The organism is Kribbia dieselivorans NBRC 106261, assembly GCF_001552435.1.
Lineage (GTDB): Bacteria > Actinomycetota > Actinomycetes > Actinomycetales > Dermatophilaceae > Kribbia > Kribbia dieselivorans.
The window spans coordinates 34,407-50,854 of sequence record NZ_BCRE01000034.1 but is presented as its reverse complement, the minus strand read 5'-3'; the positions used below and the strand labels follow the sequence as shown (position 1 = coordinate 50,854).

At 69.2% G+C, this 16,448-nt stretch carries 17 protein-coding genes; 2 read left to right on the top strand and 15 right to left on the bottom strand.

The annotated features are described in order from the left end of the window. From KD1_RS03270 to pafA, 8 genes are all read right to left on the bottom strand, one after another. A partial coding sequence (locus tag KD1_RS03270) for a DEAD/DEAH box helicase (protein ID WP_068397464.1) occupies positions 1 to 1,970 on the bottom strand: 1,970 nt, incomplete at its 3' end. Between the two features lie 20 nt (positions 1,971 to 1,990). Continuing rightward, positions 1,991 to 2,797, bottom strand: a complete 807-nt coding sequence (gene tatC / locus KD1_RS03265) for a twin-arginine translocase subunit TatC (protein ID WP_245627252.1) — start codon at positions 2,795 to 2,797, stop codon at positions 1,991 to 1,993. 30 nt (positions 2,798 to 2,827) lie between these two features. Next, positions 2,828 to 3,103: a Sec-independent protein translocase subunit TatA gene (gene tatA, locus KD1_RS03260; RefSeq protein WP_068397457.1), complete on the bottom strand. Its 276-nt coding sequence runs from the start codon at positions 3,101 to 3,103 to the stop codon at positions 2,828 to 2,830. A 55-nt stretch (positions 3,104 to 3,158) separates the two neighbouring features. Next, entirely contained in the window at positions 3,159 to 4,139 is a 981-nt protein-coding gene (locus tag KD1_RS03255; RefSeq protein WP_068397455.1) for a helix-turn-helix transcriptional regulator, read from the bottom strand. After that, positions 4,139 to 5,173: a helix-turn-helix transcriptional regulator gene (locus tag KD1_RS03250; protein ID WP_068397446.1), complete on the bottom strand. Its 1,035-nt coding sequence runs from the start codon at positions 5,171 to 5,173 to the stop codon at positions 4,139 to 4,141. Before KD1_RS03250 ends, KD1_RS03255 begins: the two co-directional genes overlap by 1 nt. A 21-nt stretch (positions 5,174 to 5,194) precedes the next feature. Beyond that, complete coding sequence (locus KD1_RS03245; protein ID WP_068397441.1) at positions 5,195 to 5,581, bottom strand: FKBP-type peptidyl-prolyl cis-trans isomerase; 387 nt, start codon at positions 5,579 to 5,581, stop codon at positions 5,195 to 5,197. A gap of 32 nt (positions 5,582 to 5,613) precedes the next feature. Continuing rightward, positions 5,614 to 6,579, bottom strand: a complete 966-nt coding sequence (locus KD1_RS03240; protein WP_068397438.1) for an FKBP-type peptidyl-prolyl cis-trans isomerase — start codon at positions 6,577 to 6,579, stop codon at positions 5,614 to 5,616. 116 nt (positions 6,580 to 6,695) lie between these two features. Then, a complete protein-coding gene (gene pafA / locus KD1_RS03235) occupies positions 6,696 to 8,093 on the bottom strand; it encodes a Pup--protein ligase (RefSeq protein WP_068397436.1) in 1,398 nt (465 codons plus the stop codon). Positions 8,094 to 8,159: 66 nt separating this feature from the next. On the opposite strand from pafA, the gene KD1_RS03230 reads away from it, so the two are divergent. Then, positions 8,160 to 9,170, top strand: a complete 1,011-nt coding sequence (locus tag KD1_RS03230; RefSeq protein WP_068397428.1) for a DivIVA domain-containing protein — start codon at positions 8,160 to 8,162, stop codon at positions 9,168 to 9,170. Here KD1_RS03230 and prcA read toward each other — a convergent pair. The 5 genes from prcA to KD1_RS03205 are packed head-to-tail and all read right to left on the bottom strand — an operon-like array spanning position 9,167 to position 13,123. Next, positions 9,167 to 9,829 (bottom strand): proteasome subunit alpha, encoded by a 663-nt coding sequence (gene prcA, locus KD1_RS03225; protein WP_068397490.1) that lies wholly within the window; start codon positions 9,827 to 9,829, stop codon positions 9,167 to 9,169. The two genes, KD1_RS03230 and prcA, sit on opposite strands and share 4 nt — an antisense overlap. 8 nt (positions 9,830 to 9,837) lie before the next feature. After that, the gene (gene prcB, locus KD1_RS03220) at positions 9,838 to 10,656 is read right to left on the bottom strand and encodes a proteasome subunit beta (RefSeq protein ID WP_068397423.1); all 819 of its coding nucleotides are present in this window, start codon (positions 10,654 to 10,656) and stop codon (positions 9,838 to 9,840) included. After that, complete coding sequence (locus tag KD1_RS03215; RefSeq protein ID WP_068397422.1) at positions 10,653 to 10,835, bottom strand: ubiquitin-like protein Pup; 183 nt, start codon at positions 10,833 to 10,835, stop codon at positions 10,653 to 10,655. The genes prcB and KD1_RS03215 overlap by 4 nt, the downstream gene beginning before the upstream one ends. Next, on the bottom strand, positions 10,832 to 12,472 hold the full coding sequence (gene dop, locus KD1_RS03210) for a depupylase/deamidase Dop (RefSeq protein ID WP_157073133.1): 1,641 nt from the start codon (positions 12,470 to 12,472) through the stop codon (positions 10,832 to 10,834). Before dop ends, KD1_RS03215 begins: the two co-directional genes overlap by 4 nt. Before the next feature lie 33 nt (positions 12,473 to 12,505). Further along, the gene (locus KD1_RS03205) at positions 12,506 to 13,123 is read right to left on the bottom strand and encodes a maleylpyruvate isomerase family mycothiol-dependent enzyme (RefSeq protein WP_083541995.1); all 618 of its coding nucleotides are present in this window, start codon (positions 13,121 to 13,123) and stop codon (positions 12,506 to 12,508) included. A gap of 80 nt (positions 13,124 to 13,203) precedes the next feature. Here KD1_RS03205 and KD1_RS03200 point away from each other — a divergent pair, with 80 nt between their 5' ends. Next, the gene (locus KD1_RS03200; RefSeq protein ID WP_083541993.1) at positions 13,204 to 13,608 is read left to right on the top strand and encodes a DUF3054 domain-containing protein; all 405 of its coding nucleotides are present in this window, start codon (positions 13,204 to 13,206) and stop codon (positions 13,606 to 13,608) included. A gap of 6 nt (positions 13,609 to 13,614) precedes the next feature. On the opposite strand, the gene arc is transcribed toward KD1_RS03200, so the two are convergent. Both arc and KD1_RS03190 read right to left on the bottom strand, forming a co-directional pair. Then, positions 13,615 to 15,309 (bottom strand): proteasome ATPase, encoded by a 1,695-nt coding sequence (gene arc, locus KD1_RS03195; protein ID WP_068397418.1) that lies wholly within the window; start codon positions 15,307 to 15,309, stop codon positions 13,615 to 13,617. A gap of 42 nt (positions 15,310 to 15,351) precedes the next feature. Next, complete coding sequence (locus KD1_RS03190) at positions 15,352 to 16,416, bottom strand: tRNA (adenine-N1)-methyltransferase (RefSeq protein WP_068397415.1); 1,065 nt, start codon at positions 16,414 to 16,416, stop codon at positions 15,352 to 15,354. Between the last annotated feature and the right edge of the window lie 32 nt (positions 16,417 to 16,448).

The following is a 16,448-nucleotide window of genomic DNA, read 5'->3' as shown; positions in this document are numbered from 1 at the left end:
AGCCTCAGCTTCGTCGTGGCGGAGATCGGCTCGGGAAGGTCCTGCGTGGTCAGGTGCCGGAACTGGTGGTTCTCGGTGACCACCGCCGGCGAATGCAGTTGGCCGGGTCGCGGCCGCGGATTCGAGACGACGACGGCCCAGCCGGAGAGTCGTCCGGTCGGGATCCGGATGACGTCGCCGGGTTCGAGGTTCTCCAGGCTGACGGCCGCCTCAGCGCGCCGGGTCGCGGTGCGCTTCTTGGCGCCCTCCTTCTCCAACTGGCCCAGCCGGTGACGCATCTCGGCGTACTCGCGGAAGTCACCGCGGTCGCAGTGCATCGCCTCGGCGTAGCCCTCCAACGCGTCGTGGTTGCGTCGCACGCTGGTGGCCAACCCCACCACGGACCGGTCGGCCTGGAACTGGGCGAACGAGGTCTCCAGGGTCTCGCGCGCCACCGCCCGACCCACCGTCGCGACGAGGTTGACGGCCATGTTGTACGTCGGGGCGAACGAGGAGCGCAGTGGGTAGGTTCGGGTGGAGGCCAGCCCCGCGACCTGGACCGGGTCCATCCCGCGCTGCCACAGCACCAGGGCGTGCCCCTCAATGTCGATGCCGCGCCGGCCGGCCCGGCCGGTGAGTTGCGTGTACTCCGCCGGCGTGAGGTCCACGTGGTTCTCACCGTTGAACTTCACCAACTTCTCGAGCACGACCGTGCGCGCCGGCATGTTGATGCCCAGGGCGAGCGTCTCGGTGGCGAACACCGCGCGGATCCGACCGGTGGTGAACAGTTCCTCGACGATCTCGCGGAACACCGGCAGCATGCCCGCGTGATGGGCCGCGAACCCACGCACCGCCCCCTCGACGAAGGTGTAGTACCCGAGCACCTCCAGGTCCTCGGGGGCGATGCCGTCGACGCGTTCCTCGATCAGCCGACGGATCCGCGCTCCTTCGGCCTGGGGGATCAGTTGTGCCCCGGACGCCAGCATCTGCTCGACCGCAGCGTCGCACCCGGCGCGGCTGAAGATGAACGTGATCGCCGGCAGCAGGTCGTCGGCGTCGAGTTGGGCGATGATCTCCGCGCGCGAGGCCCGCGCCACGCCGCCACCGCGAAAGCCACGATCGCCACCGCCGCCACGCGCCGGCCGGTGGGCGCCACGGCCGCGACCGAACTCGCCCCGCCGATCGGGCCGCCCAGGCCGTCCCCCGCGCATGTTCGATCGGTCTCCGGCGGCACGTTCGGCCTGTCGGATGGCCTCCAGGAGGTCCGGGTTGAGCCGCGGGATACCGCCGTCCTTGCGCGGCGCGGCGGTGTCGTAGGCGAAGAGGTCGTAGTCACGGTGCCCGACCTGCATGTGCTGCCACAGCGGCACCGGCCGGGTCTCGGAGAGCACGACCGCGTGATTGCCGCGGACCTCGGCCAACCAGTCACCGAACTCCTCGGCATTGCTCACCGTCGCGGAGAGCGAGACGACCTGGACATGTTCGGGCAGGTGGATGATCACTTCCTCCCACACCGCCCCGCGGAAGCGATCGGCGAGGTAGTGGACCTCGTCCATGACGACGAACGCCAACCCGGTCAGGGTCGAGGAACTCGCGTAGATCATGTTCCGCAGGACCTCGGTCGTCATGACGACGATGGGCGCCTCGCCGTTGACCGAGGAGTCGCCTGTGAGCAGTCCGACGTTCTCGGCCCCGTGACGTCGCACGAGATCGTGGTACTTCTGATTGCTCAGCGCTTTGATCGGAGTGGTGTAGAACGCCTTCTGCCCCCGGGTCAGGGCCAGATGCACGGCGAACTCGCCGACGATCGTCTTGCCCGAACCGGTCGGTGCCGCAACGAGGACACCCTTGCCCTGCTCGACCTCGCGACACGCCTCGATCTGGAAGTCATCGAAGGTGAAGTCGAACCCGGCCATGAAGCGGGCCAACTCGGAGCGGTCGGCCTGCTGCCGTTGTCGAGATGCGGCGTACCGCTCAGCCGGACTGGACATGCGCCCAACCTATACGCCTTCTAGAGCGCGCTGGCCTCGTCGTCACTCGTGTGCAGCCACTCCGGTTCCTGGCGCGATCGACGTTTGTCGTTGATGAGCGCGATGATGACCGCGGCGAAGTACAGCACGATGAGCGGCCCGGCCAGGAGGAACATCGTGAACGGGTCCGGCGTGGGCGTGATGATTGCGGCGGCGATGAAGATGAGCAGCACCGCCGGGCGCCACCCGCTGAGCATCATCTTGCCGCTCAGGACATGCGCCACGTTCAGCGCCACGAGGAACACCGGCAGGAGCCAGGCCAGGCCGAAGACGACGATGAACCGGGTGACGAACTTGAAGTAGGCCGACGCCTCGGAGAGGTTGGCCGCCCCGTCGGGCGTGAACCCGAGGAGGATGGTGATGGCCTTCGGCAGCGTGATGAAACCGAACCAGCACCCGGCCAGGAAGAGCGGGACGATCGCGGCGATGAACGCCAGCGACATCCACTTCTCCTTGCGGGTCAGCCCGGGGACGATGAACGCCCACAACTGATAGAGCCAGACCGGGCTGGAGACGATGAACCCGACGAAGATCGCGATGGACAGGCGCTGGCTGAACGCGGCCGTCATCCCGGCGTAGTTGAGGTTGATGATCGCGCCCGCACCGCGCTCCTCCTGGAGGAGCTTGATGGGGGACGTGAGTTGTTCGTAGACGGGATCGAAGAGGAACCACCCGGCAACCGACCCGAGGACGATGGCCAAGGCGGCGATCATCAGCCGCTTGCGGAACTCGAGCAGGTGGTCCTGGAGCGACATCCTCCCGTCGGGGTTGTCCCTCTTCTTGAGCATGGGTGTACGCCAGCCGATGGGTGCCGTGTGTCAGGCCGCCGGACCGGTCTGGTTGTCCGGGCGCGGGTTGTTCTCGCGGATCGGCGAATCAGTGGTCGACCCACCCTCGACGGCGCGCGTCGTGGTGCCGTCGTCGGACTTGCGGTTGCGTTCCTCGTCCTCGTTCTTCATCTCGTTCATCTCGGACTTGAACACGCGGGCCGAGCGGCCGATGCTGCGGGCCGCGTCCGGAAGCTTCTTGAACCCGAACAACAGCAGGATCACCAGCGCGATGACGATGATCTCAGGGGCTCCGAGGTTGGGCATGATGACACCTTTTCTGAGGGTGGAGCTGACGGGTCGAACCGTCAGCGACTCTACTTCACAAACCTGAGTGCCCCGAACGCGTGACCGGCTCCCGATACGCGTCAAGAGCCTGTTGCCCAGTGGCAATGACGGCCTCGCGCAGGTCGCTCGGCGCCACCACCTGGACGTTGCCGCGCAGGCGCAACACGAGCTGGGTCAGCCACTGCGGATCGGAGACGCGCAGGCGAACCCGCAGCGACCCGTCGGGCAGGTCGACGCGCTCCTCCGTCGGGTAGTACTCCGCCACCCACGCCGCCTGTGGGGTGAGTCGGAGCGTGGCCAGCGGGTACTCGGCGCCGCTGAACGCGCCCCCGGACAGGTCGTGACGGCGCGCGTCGGCCGGGGCCGTGCCGTCCTCGTCGAGCACGGTCACGGCGAGGATCCGGTCGAGCCGAAACAGCCGGGTGTCCCGTTGGACATGGCACCACCCCTCGAAGTACCAGAGCCCGTCGACGCGTTCGAGACGCATCGGATCGACGTCCCGCTCGGTCGTCTCGTCCCGCGCCGGCGAGTGGTAGCGCAGGTGCACGCGACGGTGCCGCGCCATGGCGTCGCGCAGTTCGGTCAGCACGGCCGGAGGTTCCTCGGACATGATGTCCAGGTCGTCGGCGCCGTGCTGGATCGCCACCGCGGTGAGCTTGGCCAGCGCCCGGTGGGCCGGCCCGTTCTCGTCCTCCTCGAGCGGGGTCAACGACTCGAGCGCCAGGATGAGACTGATCGCCTCGTCGCGTTCCAGGGCCAGCGGCTTGGGAATCGTCTCGGCGTTGGAGAGGTAGACGCGGCCGTCCGAATAGTCCACGTCGATCAACTCGTCGTGGTAGGGGCCGTACCCGCACAGGTGGAGCAGGTCGAGGTCCTTGCGCAGTTGCGTCTCGCTGACCCCGTGGTGCGCGGCGGCCTCGCTGATCTCGATGCCCGGGTGATCGAGCAGCCACGGCACGAGCGCCATGAGCCGGCCGGTGCGCACGTTGGCCGGTTCGGGCTTGCGTCGGGCCATCAGCGGCTCTCCTCGGTGGCGGCCTGCCCGCCGAGCGCGGCGGTCAGGCGGGCGATGACGGCCTCGCGCAGGTCGGGGGGCGAGAGGACGACGACGTCGGGGCCCAGGGCGGTCACCTCGTCGGCCAGGCTCGGGTAGACCCCCAGCGGGATCTCGATCTCGTCCCAGTCCCCGGCTGTCCCCGGTGAGGTCGGCTCACCGGTGGCCTCGGCCGTCAGGGTGGCGTGACGACGCAACGTCGTGGCCCGCCCCGGCCGTACCCGCAGTCGAGCGGTGCCGGTCTGGGACGGGTCGGCCGTGTCAAACACCGCCGTGATCATCGCACGCGCGTCATGCTCCGGCGGGACCTCGTAGGCGCCGGTCTCCCCCACGAGTTGGACCGCGGAGGTGATGCGCGAGAGCCGGAAGACGCGAGGCTCCTCGCGGTCCAGATCGAAGCCGGTGACGTACCACCGGTCCTTATAGGACAGGAGACGCCACGGCTGAAGGTGGCGGGTGCGGACCTGACCGACGCCACCGGAGCGGTAGTAGAACACCACGGCCCGTCGGTCGAGGACGGCGTCCTTGAGCGGGTCGAACGCCGCCTCCCGCACCCGCAAGCGCGGTTCCAGACCGGCGAACGCCTCGGCGTCCTCCTGCCCGGCGACGGAGCGCAGTTTGGTCAGGGCGCCCACGGCGTCCTGCGCCATCCGGGTGTGCTCCCAGGCCCGGCCCGCCAGACCGACCACGGCCAACTCGTCGGGGCGAAAACTGATCTCGGGCAGCGCGTAGGAGCCCCGTTCGATCTGGTACCCGAACTCGTCGTCGTGGAAGGCGTCGAGACTGCGGGTGACCAGGGGCAGACCCATCTCCCGCAGGTCGTCCTTGTCACGTTCGAACATCTTCTCGAACGCCTCGTCGGACTCGGTGCCGACGTAGCCGCCGACGACCCGCCGGATCTGCTCCTTGGTCAGCGGGCGCCGGGCGGCCAGCAGAGTCATGGCAAGGCTGATCAGCCGCTCCGTCTTGGCATCCGGAGTGTTGCGTATGGCCATGGCGGAAGACCGTGAGGTGGGTCAGCCGACCTTGACGAGGTCGACGACGAAGATCAACGTCTCCCCCGGCTTGATCGCCGCGCCGGCCCCACGGTCGCCGTAGCCCAAGTGGGGCGGGATGGTGATCTTGCGCCGGCCGCCCTCCTTCATGCCGAGCAGACCCTGGTCCCAGCCCTGGATGACCTGGCCGACGCCGACGGTGAACTGGAGCGGAGCGCCGCGGTTCCACGAGGCGTCGAACTCCTCACCGGTGGACCAGGCGACGCCGACGTAGTGCGCGGCGATGCCCATGCCCGGCTCGGCGACCACGCCATCGCCCTCCCAGAGGTCCTCGATGATGAGGTCGGTGGGCGGGTTGTCCCCGGGGAAGTCGATCTCGGGGCGGGTGGTGTTGGGGTCGAACGGCACGATGTCTCCTTCGGTGCGTCAGCGGGACGGGATCAGATGGTGCCGAGAATATCGATGCTGAAGACGATCGTGTCGGTGCCCTTGATCGACCCGTCGGAACTACCCGTCGAACCGTACCCGTCCTTCGGCGGCACGACGAGCAGGACGCGCGAACCGACGGTCTGTCCGATGAGGTCGTCATTCCACGCCTTGATGACCTGCGCCTGCTCGGCGCCGACCTGGAATGAGAAGGCGCCCCGGTCGGCCTTGAGCGAGCTGTCGAACACCTTGCCGTTCTTCCACAGCGCACCGGTGTAGTTGACGATGACGGTGTCGCCCTTTGTGATCTTGTCGCCGTCACCCTTGATGAGGGGCTGCACCTGCGTGTTCTTCGGCGGCGTGCCCTTGGGCATGACGAACGTCGCCGGCTTGCCGTCGGGCTGGGTGACCTTGGGCAGACCGGACTTGGGCTTGACGGTCTCACCCTCGGCCTTGGTGAGCGGCTGAAGGACCTTGCGCACGTCGAACGCGAACACGAGGGTGTCGTCCTTCTCCACCCCGGCCGAGGCGTTGCCCTGGTCACCGAAGGCGTCCTTGGGCGGCACGGCCGAGATGACCCGCGAGTCGGCCTTCTGCCCGGTCAGCGACTTCTTGATCCCCGGTATGAGCTGCGAGGAGCTGAGGTCGAACGGCACCGGGTCGCCCTTGTAGGTCTCCTCGAGCACCTTGCCGTCGCGGCCGTTGAGCAGCACGTAGTCGACGGAGACCCAGGTCTTGTCCGTCGACGACTGTCCGTCGCCGGCGGTCAGTGCGGAGGTGGTGGTCTCGTCGACCTTGAGGGGCTGGTCGGCGATGGTCACCGTGGGGGCCTGCTGGTCGTTGCCCCCCTCGACGGTCACGGACTTGAGGGCGCCGTCACCGCTCGTGGAGCCGGAGCCGCCGCCGCACGCCGCCATGGTCAGGGCGGCAGCGGTCGCGAGCGCGGCGATGCGGGCGGATCGGGACAGACGTACAGACACAGGAGAACACCTTCGGGTCGGGATCGTCATGGCGGTGTCGGCGTCGGAACGGCCGACTCTCGCGGTCACCCTAACGGTCGAGTCTGGACGGTTGGTGTGGGCGCCCGCGGGCTGGGTCACCCGATGCCCGGCGACCGCTCGCCGTCGACGTCCGTGACCAGGTCGATGAGGTGGTCGACCCGTGGGTCCTGCGCGGCGAACGGATCGGTGCACAGCACGGTGCGCTCGGAGGAGTTGTTGATCTTCAGGTGGGTCCAATCGACGACGACGTCGGCGCCACCGGCCCGCGCCGCCGCGAGGAACCGGCCGCGCAACCTCGCCCGCGTGGTCTGCGGCGGGACGGTCCGGGCGGTCTCGACCTCCTCCGGGGTGGTCAGGCGGGTGGCCTTCCCCGAGCGCTCGAGCAGGCGGTGCACGCCGCGGGCCGGGTTGATGTCGTGGAACGCGAGGTCGATTTCGGAGACGCGTGGGTCGGCCAGGTCGAGGTCGTGGCGGGCCATGTACGCGTCGATGATGCGCTTCTTCATGATCCAGTCGATCTCGGTGGCCACTGCGGCGTGGTCGTCGGCGGCCAGGGCGTTGAGGGTGCGCTCCCACAGATCGAGGATCGTGGGGGTGAGCGGATCGGCGCTGCCTTCCCGGTCGACGAAGTCGCGCACCCGCTGGTAGTACTCCGACTGGATGTCGTGGGCGCTGACCACTCCCCCGCCGGCCAACCGCACGGTGCGTCGACCGGTCAGGTCGGTGGCGAAGTCGCGGATGGAACGAATGGGGTTGTCCAGGGTGAGGTCGCGTACCGGTGCTCCGGCCTCGAGCAGGCGCAGCACGAGGTGCCCCGTGCCGATCTTGAGCATCGTCGACGTCTCGGTCATGTTGGAGTCCCCGACGATGACGTGCATCCGCCGGAAGTGCTCGGCGTCCGCGTGCGGCTCGTCACGGGTGTTGATGATCGGGCGGCTGCGCGTCGTGGCCGAGGACACGCCCTCCCACACATGACCGGCCCGTTGGCTGAGTTCCCACCGGGCGCCCTGTGGTGAGGCCACCACCCGACCGGCACCGCAGATGAGTTGCCGGGAGATGAGGAAGGGCAGGAGCGCCTCGGTCACCCCGGCGAAGTCGCTGTCGCGGCGGATGAGGTAGTTCTCGTGACATCCGTACGAGTTGCCGGCCGAGTCGACGTTGTTCTTGAACAGATACACCTGGCCGACGACGCCCTCCTGCCGCAGCCGCGTCTGGGCCTGCTCGGCGAGATCGGCGAGGATGGCCTCGCCCGCGCGATCCTGGATGAGCAGATCGTGCACCGTGTCGCACTCGGCCGTCGCGTACTCGGGGTGCGACCCGACATCGAGATAGAGCCGCGCTCCGTTCTCGAGGAAGATGTTGCTCGACCTACCCCATTGCACGACCGGGCGGAAGAGATGGCGAGCCACCTCGTCGGGGGTCAGGGCGCGATTGCCGTCGGCGACGGCGGTGATGCCGTACTCGGTCTCGATGCCCATGATCCGCCGGTCCATGCCAACACGTTAGTCGGCCGGTCGCCAAGTGGAGGGCTCCCCTCGATCTCTGCCACAATCACGGACATGGTCAATGAGCCCCAGTTCCGTGTTGTGCTTCGCGGCTTCGACCCGGCCGAGGTCGAGCAGCACCTCAAGCAGGTCGAACAGGAGTTGCAGGGGCGGGTGCACGATCTCGAGCAGCGGACCGGTGAGCTGACCCGGTTGCGCAAGGCCTTCTCCGACCTCGAGCACAAGGTCATGGAGCGCGATGTGCGCATCTCCTCGCTGGAGGCCAAGTTGAAGCGGGCCACCGAGGAGGGCAGTGGTGAGGTCACGTTCAACGCCCTCGGTGAGCGGGTCTCGAAGATCCTGACGCTGGCCGAGGAGGAGGCCGACGGCATGCGACAGGTGGCCGAGCAGGAGTCGGTGCGGTTGCGCCAGGAGGCGCAGGCCGATGCCACGAGCATGCGTCAGCGCGCCACCCACTTCGCGAACGAACTCAAGCGCAAGGCCGAGTCGGACTCGACCCACCTCGTCGAGACCGCCCAGCAGCAGGCGTCCGCCCTTGTCGAGCAGGCCCAGACCGAGGCCCGCGCCGTCCGGGAGGAGTCCGAGGCGCTCACCGAGTCGACCCGCGCCAAGGCTGCCGAAACCGCCTCGGCCTACGAGTCGGAGATCTCGGAGCGGCAGGAGCGGGCACAGCGCGAGTTCGAGGAGCAGATGGTCAACCACCAGCAGCGCCTCCACGACGTCCAGGAACGGATCACCGCCCTGACCGCCGACGCCGACGCCGCCCACGAACGCGCGGTCACCGAGTCCCGGGACATTGTCGCCGATGCCCGCAAGCAGGCCGACAGCCTGTTGACGACGGCCCGCGAACAAGCCGAGTCCATGCGCCGGGACACCGATCGCGAGGTCAAGGCCGCTCGCGCTCGCCGCGATGCGATCCAGGCGCAGCTCTCCAGCGTGCGCAACATGCTTGGCTCCGTCGGGGCAGCGGAGATGGCCGAGGCGATCCTCGTCGAGGACGACGCCGCGGCCCAACCCGCCGCCGGTGGCACACCCACACAGAGTGGCAAGCCGGCCCAGTCCTAGGCGATCAACGCCTCCAACGACGCTCCGCTGATGCGCCGGAAGGTGCGTCGGGGGCGGGATCGGTCCAGGACCGCCACCTCGAACTCCCCCGCCGGCAGTCCCTCACCGAGCAGCCCGGCGACCGTGGGCACGGCCTCTTCGAGGGTGAGCGTCTCGCGCCACTGATCGGCCAATCCCTGTTCGATCTGGTCGGCCCCGGCCCCCATCGCGGCGTACCCGTGTTCATCGGTCACGGAGCCGTCGTAGGTCAGGCGATAGATCTGGTCACCGGCCGGGGTCTGGCCGACCTCGGCGACGACGATCTCGACCTCGTAGGGCTTCGCCTCCTGCGTGAACACGGTGCCCAGCGTCTGGGCGTAGGCGTTGGCCAACCCCCGGGCGGTGACGTCGACCCGGTCGTAGGAGTAGCCGCGCAGGTCGGCCCACCGCACGCCGGCCACGCGCAGGTTCTCGAACTCGTTGTACTTGCCCACCGCGGCGAACCCGATCCGGTCGTAGATCTCGGAGATCTTGTGCAGAGCCCGGGAGGGGTTGTGCGCGACGAACAGGATGCCCCCGTCGTACTGCATCACCACCGCCGCGCGCCCGCGGGCGATGCCCTTGCGCGCGAAGTCCGCCCGGTCCTTCATCAGTTGTTCGGGCGAGACGTACATCGGCATGCCTGCGGTCACGGGGCACCTCCGGGGTTGCCGTGTCGGTCCGCGACCAGCGCGGAGACGTGCTCGGCGACGACGACCTGGTCGACGAACCGCGCTCCGTCGCCGTCGATGAGCGCGATGGTCGGGAAGATCCGACGCATGGTGTCCGGTCCGCCGGTGGCCGAGTCGTCGTCGGCCGCGTCATACAGCGACTCGACGGCGATGCGCGTGGCGGTGTCGGCATCCAGACCGGGGCGCCACAGCTTCTTCAGCGCTCCGCGGGCGAACAGCGAGCCCGAGCCCACACTGTGGTGGTGGTGCTCCTCGTAGCAGCCCCCGGTGACGTCGTAGGAGTAGATCCGGCCGAACTGGGCGTCGGTGTCCCACCCGGCGAAGAGCGGCACGACGCTCAGGCCCTGCATGGCCAGGCCGAGGTTGCCGCGGATCATGGCCGCGAGCCGGTTCGCCTTGCCCTCGAGGGACATGATCAGGCCCTCGATCTTCTCGTAGTGCTCCAGTTCGACCTGGAACAGACGCACGACCTCGATCGCCACGCCCGCGGTCCCGGCGATGCCCACCGCCGAGTACACGTCGGTGAGGAACACCTTCTCCATCTCACGGTTGGCGATGATGTTGCCCATCGTGGCCCGGCGGTCACCGGCCAGGAGCACCCCGCCCTCGTACGCGAGCGCCACGATCGTCGTGCCGTGCGGAGCGTCGATCGGTCCGGCCGGCACGGGTCGGCCCGACGGCAGCAGATGCGGGGCCTGTCCGCCGAGGAACTCGGTGAACGAGGACGAGCCGGTGGCGAGGAAGGCCTCCGGCAGTCGCCCCGATGTGCTCCTCACTGGCCGCCCTTCTGGACGAACCCGGCGACGAACTCCTCGGCGTTGGACTCGAGCACGTTGTCGATCTCGTCGAGCACGTCGTCGAGGGAGTCGTCGGTCGTGCTCGCCTGGACCTGGCCGGCGTCGTCGATCTCGTCGTTGTCGTCCCGGCCGCCGTGGCCGTGCACCTGCTCACTCATGGCTTCTCCTTCTCCGTGGTCGGTTGGTTCTCGGGTTGATCGTCAGGGGTGGCACGCGGCGTCGACCAGCGGGCCAACACCTCGGCGCCGCTGGCGCTGCCGGCCAGCGCCGCATCGGTCAGCGCCCGGGTGTGGCCCAACGGGTCGGGCAGCTCCAGGCGGTGCACCCGGTCGGCGGCGCGGTCGTAGACACTGACCGACTCCCACGAGGCCGCGACGACGTCCGGCCCGGTGGCCCGGATCGCCGACCCGCGACTCCACGCGCGGGTGTCCTCCGGTGGGGTGGTCACCGCGGCCTCGACCGCGGCGTCGTCGACGAGCCGGGTCATGCCGCGCGCGGCCGCCACGTGGAAGAGCCCCTTGTCGGGGCGCACGTCGGACCACTGGATGTCGATGGCGCGCAGCCGCGGGTGGTCCCATGGCACCGGAGGGCCGTCGCCGAGCCTGGCACGGTAGCGCTCCAGCACCACGAGTTTGGCGATCCAGTCGACGTCGGCGGCCGCGCGGGCGGGGTCGGAGCGCAGGGTGGTGAGCACCCGCTCCCACTGCGTGAGCACCTCGGCGGTGTCCGGGTCGATCGCGTTCCCCTGCCGCGCGGCGACGTGTGCCGTGGAGCGTTCCAGATAGAACTCGCAGAGGTCCAGTGCGGTGACGAACCGGCCGTCGGCGAGCTCGACCTTGGCGGCCAGGGAGGGATCGCGGCTGACCGCGTGCAACGCCGTCACCGGGTGGCGCAGCGTCGGCGGCTCGCCGAGCGTGCCGTGCTCGATCATGCCCAGGACGAGCGCGGTCGTGCCCAGTTTGAGGAGCGTCGGGACGTCGCCGTGGTTGGCGTCGCCGATGATGATGTGCAGTCGGCGCCACACCTCCGGATCGGCGTGCGGTTCGTCCCGGGTGTTGATCATCGGGCGGCGGAGCGTCGTCTCGAGACCGACCTTGCGCTCGATGTAGTCGGCCCGCTGGGTCAGCTGGTAGCCGGCATGCTCGCTGGCCGGGCCGAGCCCGACCCGGCCGGACCCGCAGTAGATCTGGCGGGCGACGAAGAACGGCAGTAGACCGGCGACGAGGGTCTCGAACGGCACCGACCGCTTGACGAGGTAGTTCTCGTGCGTGCCGTACGACGCTCCCTTGCCGTCGATGTTGTTCTTGTACAGGTTGATCCCCGGCGGCTGCTGCGCCAGGACGCGTACGGCCTGCTGCATGATCCGTTCCCCGGCCCGGTCCCAGATCAGCCCGGCACGCGGTGAGGTCACCTCGGGCGAGGAGTACTCAGGGTGGGCGTGGTCGACGTAGAGCCGCGCGCCGTTGGTGAGCACGACGTTGGCCAGCGTGATGTCGTCGTCGTCGGCCGGGACGTCGGTCAACTGGCTGGGGTCGGCCGCGCCGCGCGGCACGTCGAATCCGCGCGCATCATGCAGCGGAGATTCGTTCGAGTAGTCCCAGCGCGGACGGGCCGCCTCGACCTGCTCCTGGGCGGCGTAGGCCCGCACGACGCGTCCGGAGAGGACCATGGCGTTGGCGTGCGGGGCGCCGGGAACCGAGATGCCGTATTCGGTCTCGATGCCCATGACCCGTCGCACGCCGGCACCGGCCACGATGAGGTCGTGGTCGGTGGAGGTGACGGGAAGGGCGGACATGTTCTCAGCCTAGGCCGCCCGGGCACCGGTTCGTCACATGCGTACCAGGACGCTGCGATCTCCCGGCCCACCCCGGCCGAGGAGCGAGGCGATCACCGGCTCGGCGTAGCCCTGCGCGACCCCGATCCGCGCGGCCAGCACCGCCGTCTCGGCCGCGGCGTCCGGGTGTGGGGTGAACGCCAGCCCGGTGGCCCGGGCAATGTCATAGCCGTGCGCGATGAGCTCGAACGTCCGAGTGGGCAGGTAGTCGCGCAACCGCATGCCCCCGGCCAGCGTGGTCAGCACGAAGTCGTCGTCGGGCACGTGCTGCAGGGCAGCGCGGGTGCGCGCGATCGCGGCGTGGTAGTGACCGACCGGGTCGGCACCCATCTGACGGCCTGCCTCCACCCCGCGCGCGGTGATCGCGGCCGCGTCCTCATGGGGCAGGTGCGCCAGGGCGAGGTAGTAGCCGACGGCCGAGTCGCAATCGATCCGTGGCGCGGGCTTCGCGACGTAGTCCGCGACCGTCGTGATGGCCCGAGAGGTGTGGCCGACCAGGGCGCGCAGGTCCCAGTCGCCGAGGCCGTGGGCGGTCCAGTCGTCTTCGGGGATGCGGCCGACGAGTTCGGTGACGGCGTCTGCGGAGTCGAGGAACATCGTGCGTGGGTCCATGGTGGGCAGTCTGGCCCAGCCTCGCGGCAGTGGCCATAGAGTTGGCGAAACGTGATGGAACCGAGTGAAGGACCCCCGCCGTGACCAGCGCAGCGACCGAGACGACCCGACGACCCCGACGCAGCGCGGCCACACCCGGCTGGGCCCTGCTCATCGACCTCGTCTGCGTCGTCGTCTTCGCCCTCGTCGGTCGAGCCTCACATGCCGAGGGGCTCACCCTCGGCGGCGTCGCCGACACGGCCTGGCCCTTCGTCGTGGCGCTAGGCCTGGGATGGCTCGCCGCGCGGGCCCTGTGGCAGGTCTGGCCCGTGCTGATGCGTCACGCGTGGCTCGTCTGGCTGGTCACGGTTGTCGGCGGCATGCTCCTGCGGCGCGTCTCCGGTGACGGCACGGCCGTCGCCTTCGTCATCGTCGCCACGCTGTTCCTGGGCGCCACCCTGATCGGGTGGCGCCTGCTGGCGAGTCTGGTGGTTCGGCGCTCCTGACGCCGTCTAGAGGTACTGCCCCGTCGCGCCGGGCACCTGCACCCCGGGCACCGTGTCACTGGCCCCGGCCAGCGTGCGGATGTGCGTGATCCGCTCGCCCTTCTTGCCCGAGACCCGCGCCCAGTCGTCCGGGTTCGTCGTGTTCGGCAGGTCCTCGGACTCCTTGAACTCGGCGTGCACGGAGTCGAGGATGTGCGCGGTGGTCAGCCCCTCCTCACCCGAGGTGATGAGGTCCTTGATCGCCAACTTCTTCGCCCGGTCGACGATGTTCTGGATCATCGCGCCGGAGGTGAAGTCGCGGTAGTACAGCGTTTCGGTGTCCCCGCTGATGTACGTGACCTCGAGGTACTCGTTCTCCCGGGAGGTCGAGTACATCCGCTCGACGGCGGCCTCGATCATGGCGTCGACCGTGCTCCGCCGGTCACCGTCGTGCTCGTCGACCTCGCGCTTGTGCAACGGCAGTTCCGGGGTGAGGTACTTCGTGAAGATCTCCCGGGCCCCGGCCGCGTCCGGGCGTTCGATCTTGATCTTCACGTCGAGCCGCCCGGGCCGCAGGATCGCCGGGTCGATCATGTCCTCCCGGTTCGTGGCCCCGATGACGATGACGTTCTCAAGACCCTCGACCCCGTCGATCTCGGAGAGCAGCTGGGGCACGATCGTCGTCTCGACATCCGAACTGATGCCCGAGCCGCGGGTGCGGAAGAGCGAGTCCATCTCGTCGAAGAAGACGATGACCGGCGTGCCCGCGTCCGACTTCTCCCGCGCCCGGGTGAAGACGCTGCGGATGTGCCGCTCGGTCTCGCCGACGTATTTGTTCAGCAGTTCGGGTCCCTTGATGTTGAGGAAGTAGGCCGTCGCATCCGCCCGCCCGTCCCGCTGCGCGACCTTGCGTGCCAACGACGCCGCGACGGCCTTGGCGATCATCGTCTTGCCACAGCCGGGCGGGCCGTAGAGCAGCACGCCCTTGGGTGCCTTGAGGTGGTGCTGCGCGTAGAGGTCGGCATGCAGGTACGGCAGTTCGACGGAGTCGCGGATCTGCTCGATCTGCCCGGTGAGCCCCCCGATGTCCTCGTAGTGGAGGTCGGGGACCTCCTCGAGCACGAGGTCGGCCACCTCGGCCTTGGGAATGCGCTCGTGGGCGATGTCCGTGCGGGTCTGCAGCAGGACGGCGTCTCCGATGCGCACCCGGTCGCCGTCCGGGGCGTCTTGGAGTCGTTGGGACAGCCGGGCGACGCGCTCCTCGTCGGTGCGGGCCGTGACGAGGATCCGGTCGGTGCCCAGGAGCTCCTTGACGGTGACGACCTCGCCGGCACGTTCCCAGCCGTGGGTGCTGACGATCGTCATGGCGTCGTTGAGCCGGACCTCACGCCCGACGACGAGGTCGGTGCGATCCAACCCCGGAGCGACGTTGAGGTTCATCTTGCGTCCGTTGACCAGGACATCGACGCCGCCGTCGTCGTGCACCTCGACCACGACACCGTAGGAGGAGGGCGGTTGGTTGAGTCGTTCGACCTCGCCGCGCAGCGTGGTGATCTGCTCGCGCGCCTCCTTGAGGGTGCGGACCAGACGCTCGTTCTGGTGCGCCACCGTGGACAGGTTCGACTCGGCGTGGCGAAGCTTGCTCTCCAGTTCCAGGACACGGCGACGCTCATCGGCGCCCTCCGCGCCGGGGAAGCGGGGCTCCCTGGGCTGCTCGTCCATCTCGTCCTCCTGGGGTGCTGCACTCAACCCAGTGTCGGGTTGTCATGCCTGAGGTACAACGATTCCCATGTCTCGAATGATCCTGCGCGTACGTTTCGGTGAGGTAACACGTTCCCCGAGGGCCTCCGGGGTCCAGTCCTCATCGGGCACAGCCATGGGTCCCTCGGGGATGTTCGGCGCCACCGGTCGGGCCTGCTCGGCGGCCTCGGGGTCGCTCGACGGAGCGTCGCCCGCGGCCTCCCCGTAGGCGCCCTTGGCCGGGCGGCGCTTGCGCAGGGGCGGCGTGTGCCCCGGTGCAAGGCGGCGGCTGGTGATGAGGAAGCCGGTGTGCCCGTGCATCCGGTGGGCGGGCCGTACGGCCAGGCCCTCGAGGTGCCAGTCCCGCAGCAAGGTCTCCCAGGCGTGGGGTTCGGTCCAACAGCCGCGCGCCTTCATCGTCTCGGCCACCTTGCTGAGCTGGGTGGCGGTGGCGACGTAACAGATGACCACGCCGCCGGGGGCCAGGGCATCGGCGACGACGTCGAGGCACTCCCACGGAGCCAGCATGTCGAGGACGACCCGGTCGACCGTGCCTGGTTCGACCGCGTCGGGCAGGGCCTCGACCAGGTCTCCGACGGTGACCGTCCACGACGGGTGGTCGGTGCCGAAGAAGGAGCGGGCGTTCTCCTTCGCGATCTCGGCGAAGTCGGCCCGACGTTCGAACGAGTGGAGCGATCCGGTCTCCCCCACGGCCCGCAGCAACGACATCGACAGCGCGCCCGACCCCACTCCCGCCTCGACGACGCGGGCGCCGGGGTAGATGTCGGCCATCGTGACGATCTGACCGGCGTCCTTGGGGTAGACGACCGCCGCACCCCGGGGCATGGACATGACGTAGTCGGCCAGCAGGGGACGCAGCGCGAGGAACTGGGTGCCGTCGGTGCCGGTCAGGGTGCACCCGTCGGGCTGGCCGATGAGGTCGTCGTGCCTGATGTGGCCGCGGTGGGTGTGGAACTGCTTGCCGGCCGCGAGCACGATGGTGTGCATCCGCCCCTTGGGGTCGGTCAGTTGCACCCGGTCCCCCCCACGGAACGGGCCGCGGCGCAGGTCGGATCCGGTGTCAGCCATGACGGGCGAGTCTAGGCCAGGTCCGGCCGATG

Excerpts from the sequence above, each read along its gene's own strand:
- tatC (WP_245627252.1), bottom strand. The coding sequence starts at position 2,797 with ATGCTCAAGAAGAGGGACAACCCCGACGGGAGGATGTCGCTCCAGGAC.
- tatA (WP_068397457.1), bottom strand. The coding sequence starts at position 3,103 with ATGCCCAACCTCGGAGCCCCTGAGATCATCGTCATCGCGCTGGTGATC.
- KD1_RS03255 (WP_068397455.1), bottom strand. The coding sequence starts at position 4,139 with ATGGCCCGACGCAAGCCCGAACCGGCCAACGTGCGCACCGGCCGGCTC.
- KD1_RS03250 (WP_068397446.1), bottom strand. The coding sequence starts at position 5,173 with ATGGCCATACGCAACACTCCGGATGCCAAGACGGAGCGGCTGATCAGC.
- pafA (WP_068397436.1), bottom strand. The coding sequence starts at position 8,093 with ATGGACCGGCGGATCATGGGCATCGAGACCGAGTACGGCATCACCGCC.
- KD1_RS03230 (WP_068397428.1), top strand. The coding sequence starts at position 8,160 with ATGGTCAATGAGCCCCAGTTCCGTGTTGTGCTTCGCGGCTTCGACCCG.
- prcA (WP_068397490.1), bottom strand. The coding sequence starts at position 9,829 with ATGCCGATGTACGTCTCGCCCGAACAACTGATGAAGGACCGGGCGGAC.
- KD1_RS03215 (WP_068397422.1), bottom strand. The coding sequence starts at position 10,835 with ATGAGTGAGCAGGTGCACGGCCACGGCGGCCGGGACGACAACGACGAG.
- dop (WP_157073133.1), bottom strand. The coding sequence starts at position 12,472 with ATGTCCGCCCTTCCCGTCACCTCCACCGACCACGACCTCATCGTGGCC.
- KD1_RS03205 (WP_083541995.1), bottom strand. The coding sequence starts at position 13,123 with ATGGACCCACGCACGATGTTCCTCGACTCCGCAGACGCCGTCACCGAA.
- arc (WP_068397418.1), bottom strand. The coding sequence starts at position 15,309 with ATGGACGAGCAGCCCAGGGAGCCCCGCTTCCCCGGCGCGGAGGGCGCC.
- KD1_RS03190 (WP_068397415.1), bottom strand. The coding sequence starts at position 16,416 with ATGGCTGACACCGGATCCGACCTGCGCCGCGGCCCGTTCCGTGGGGGG.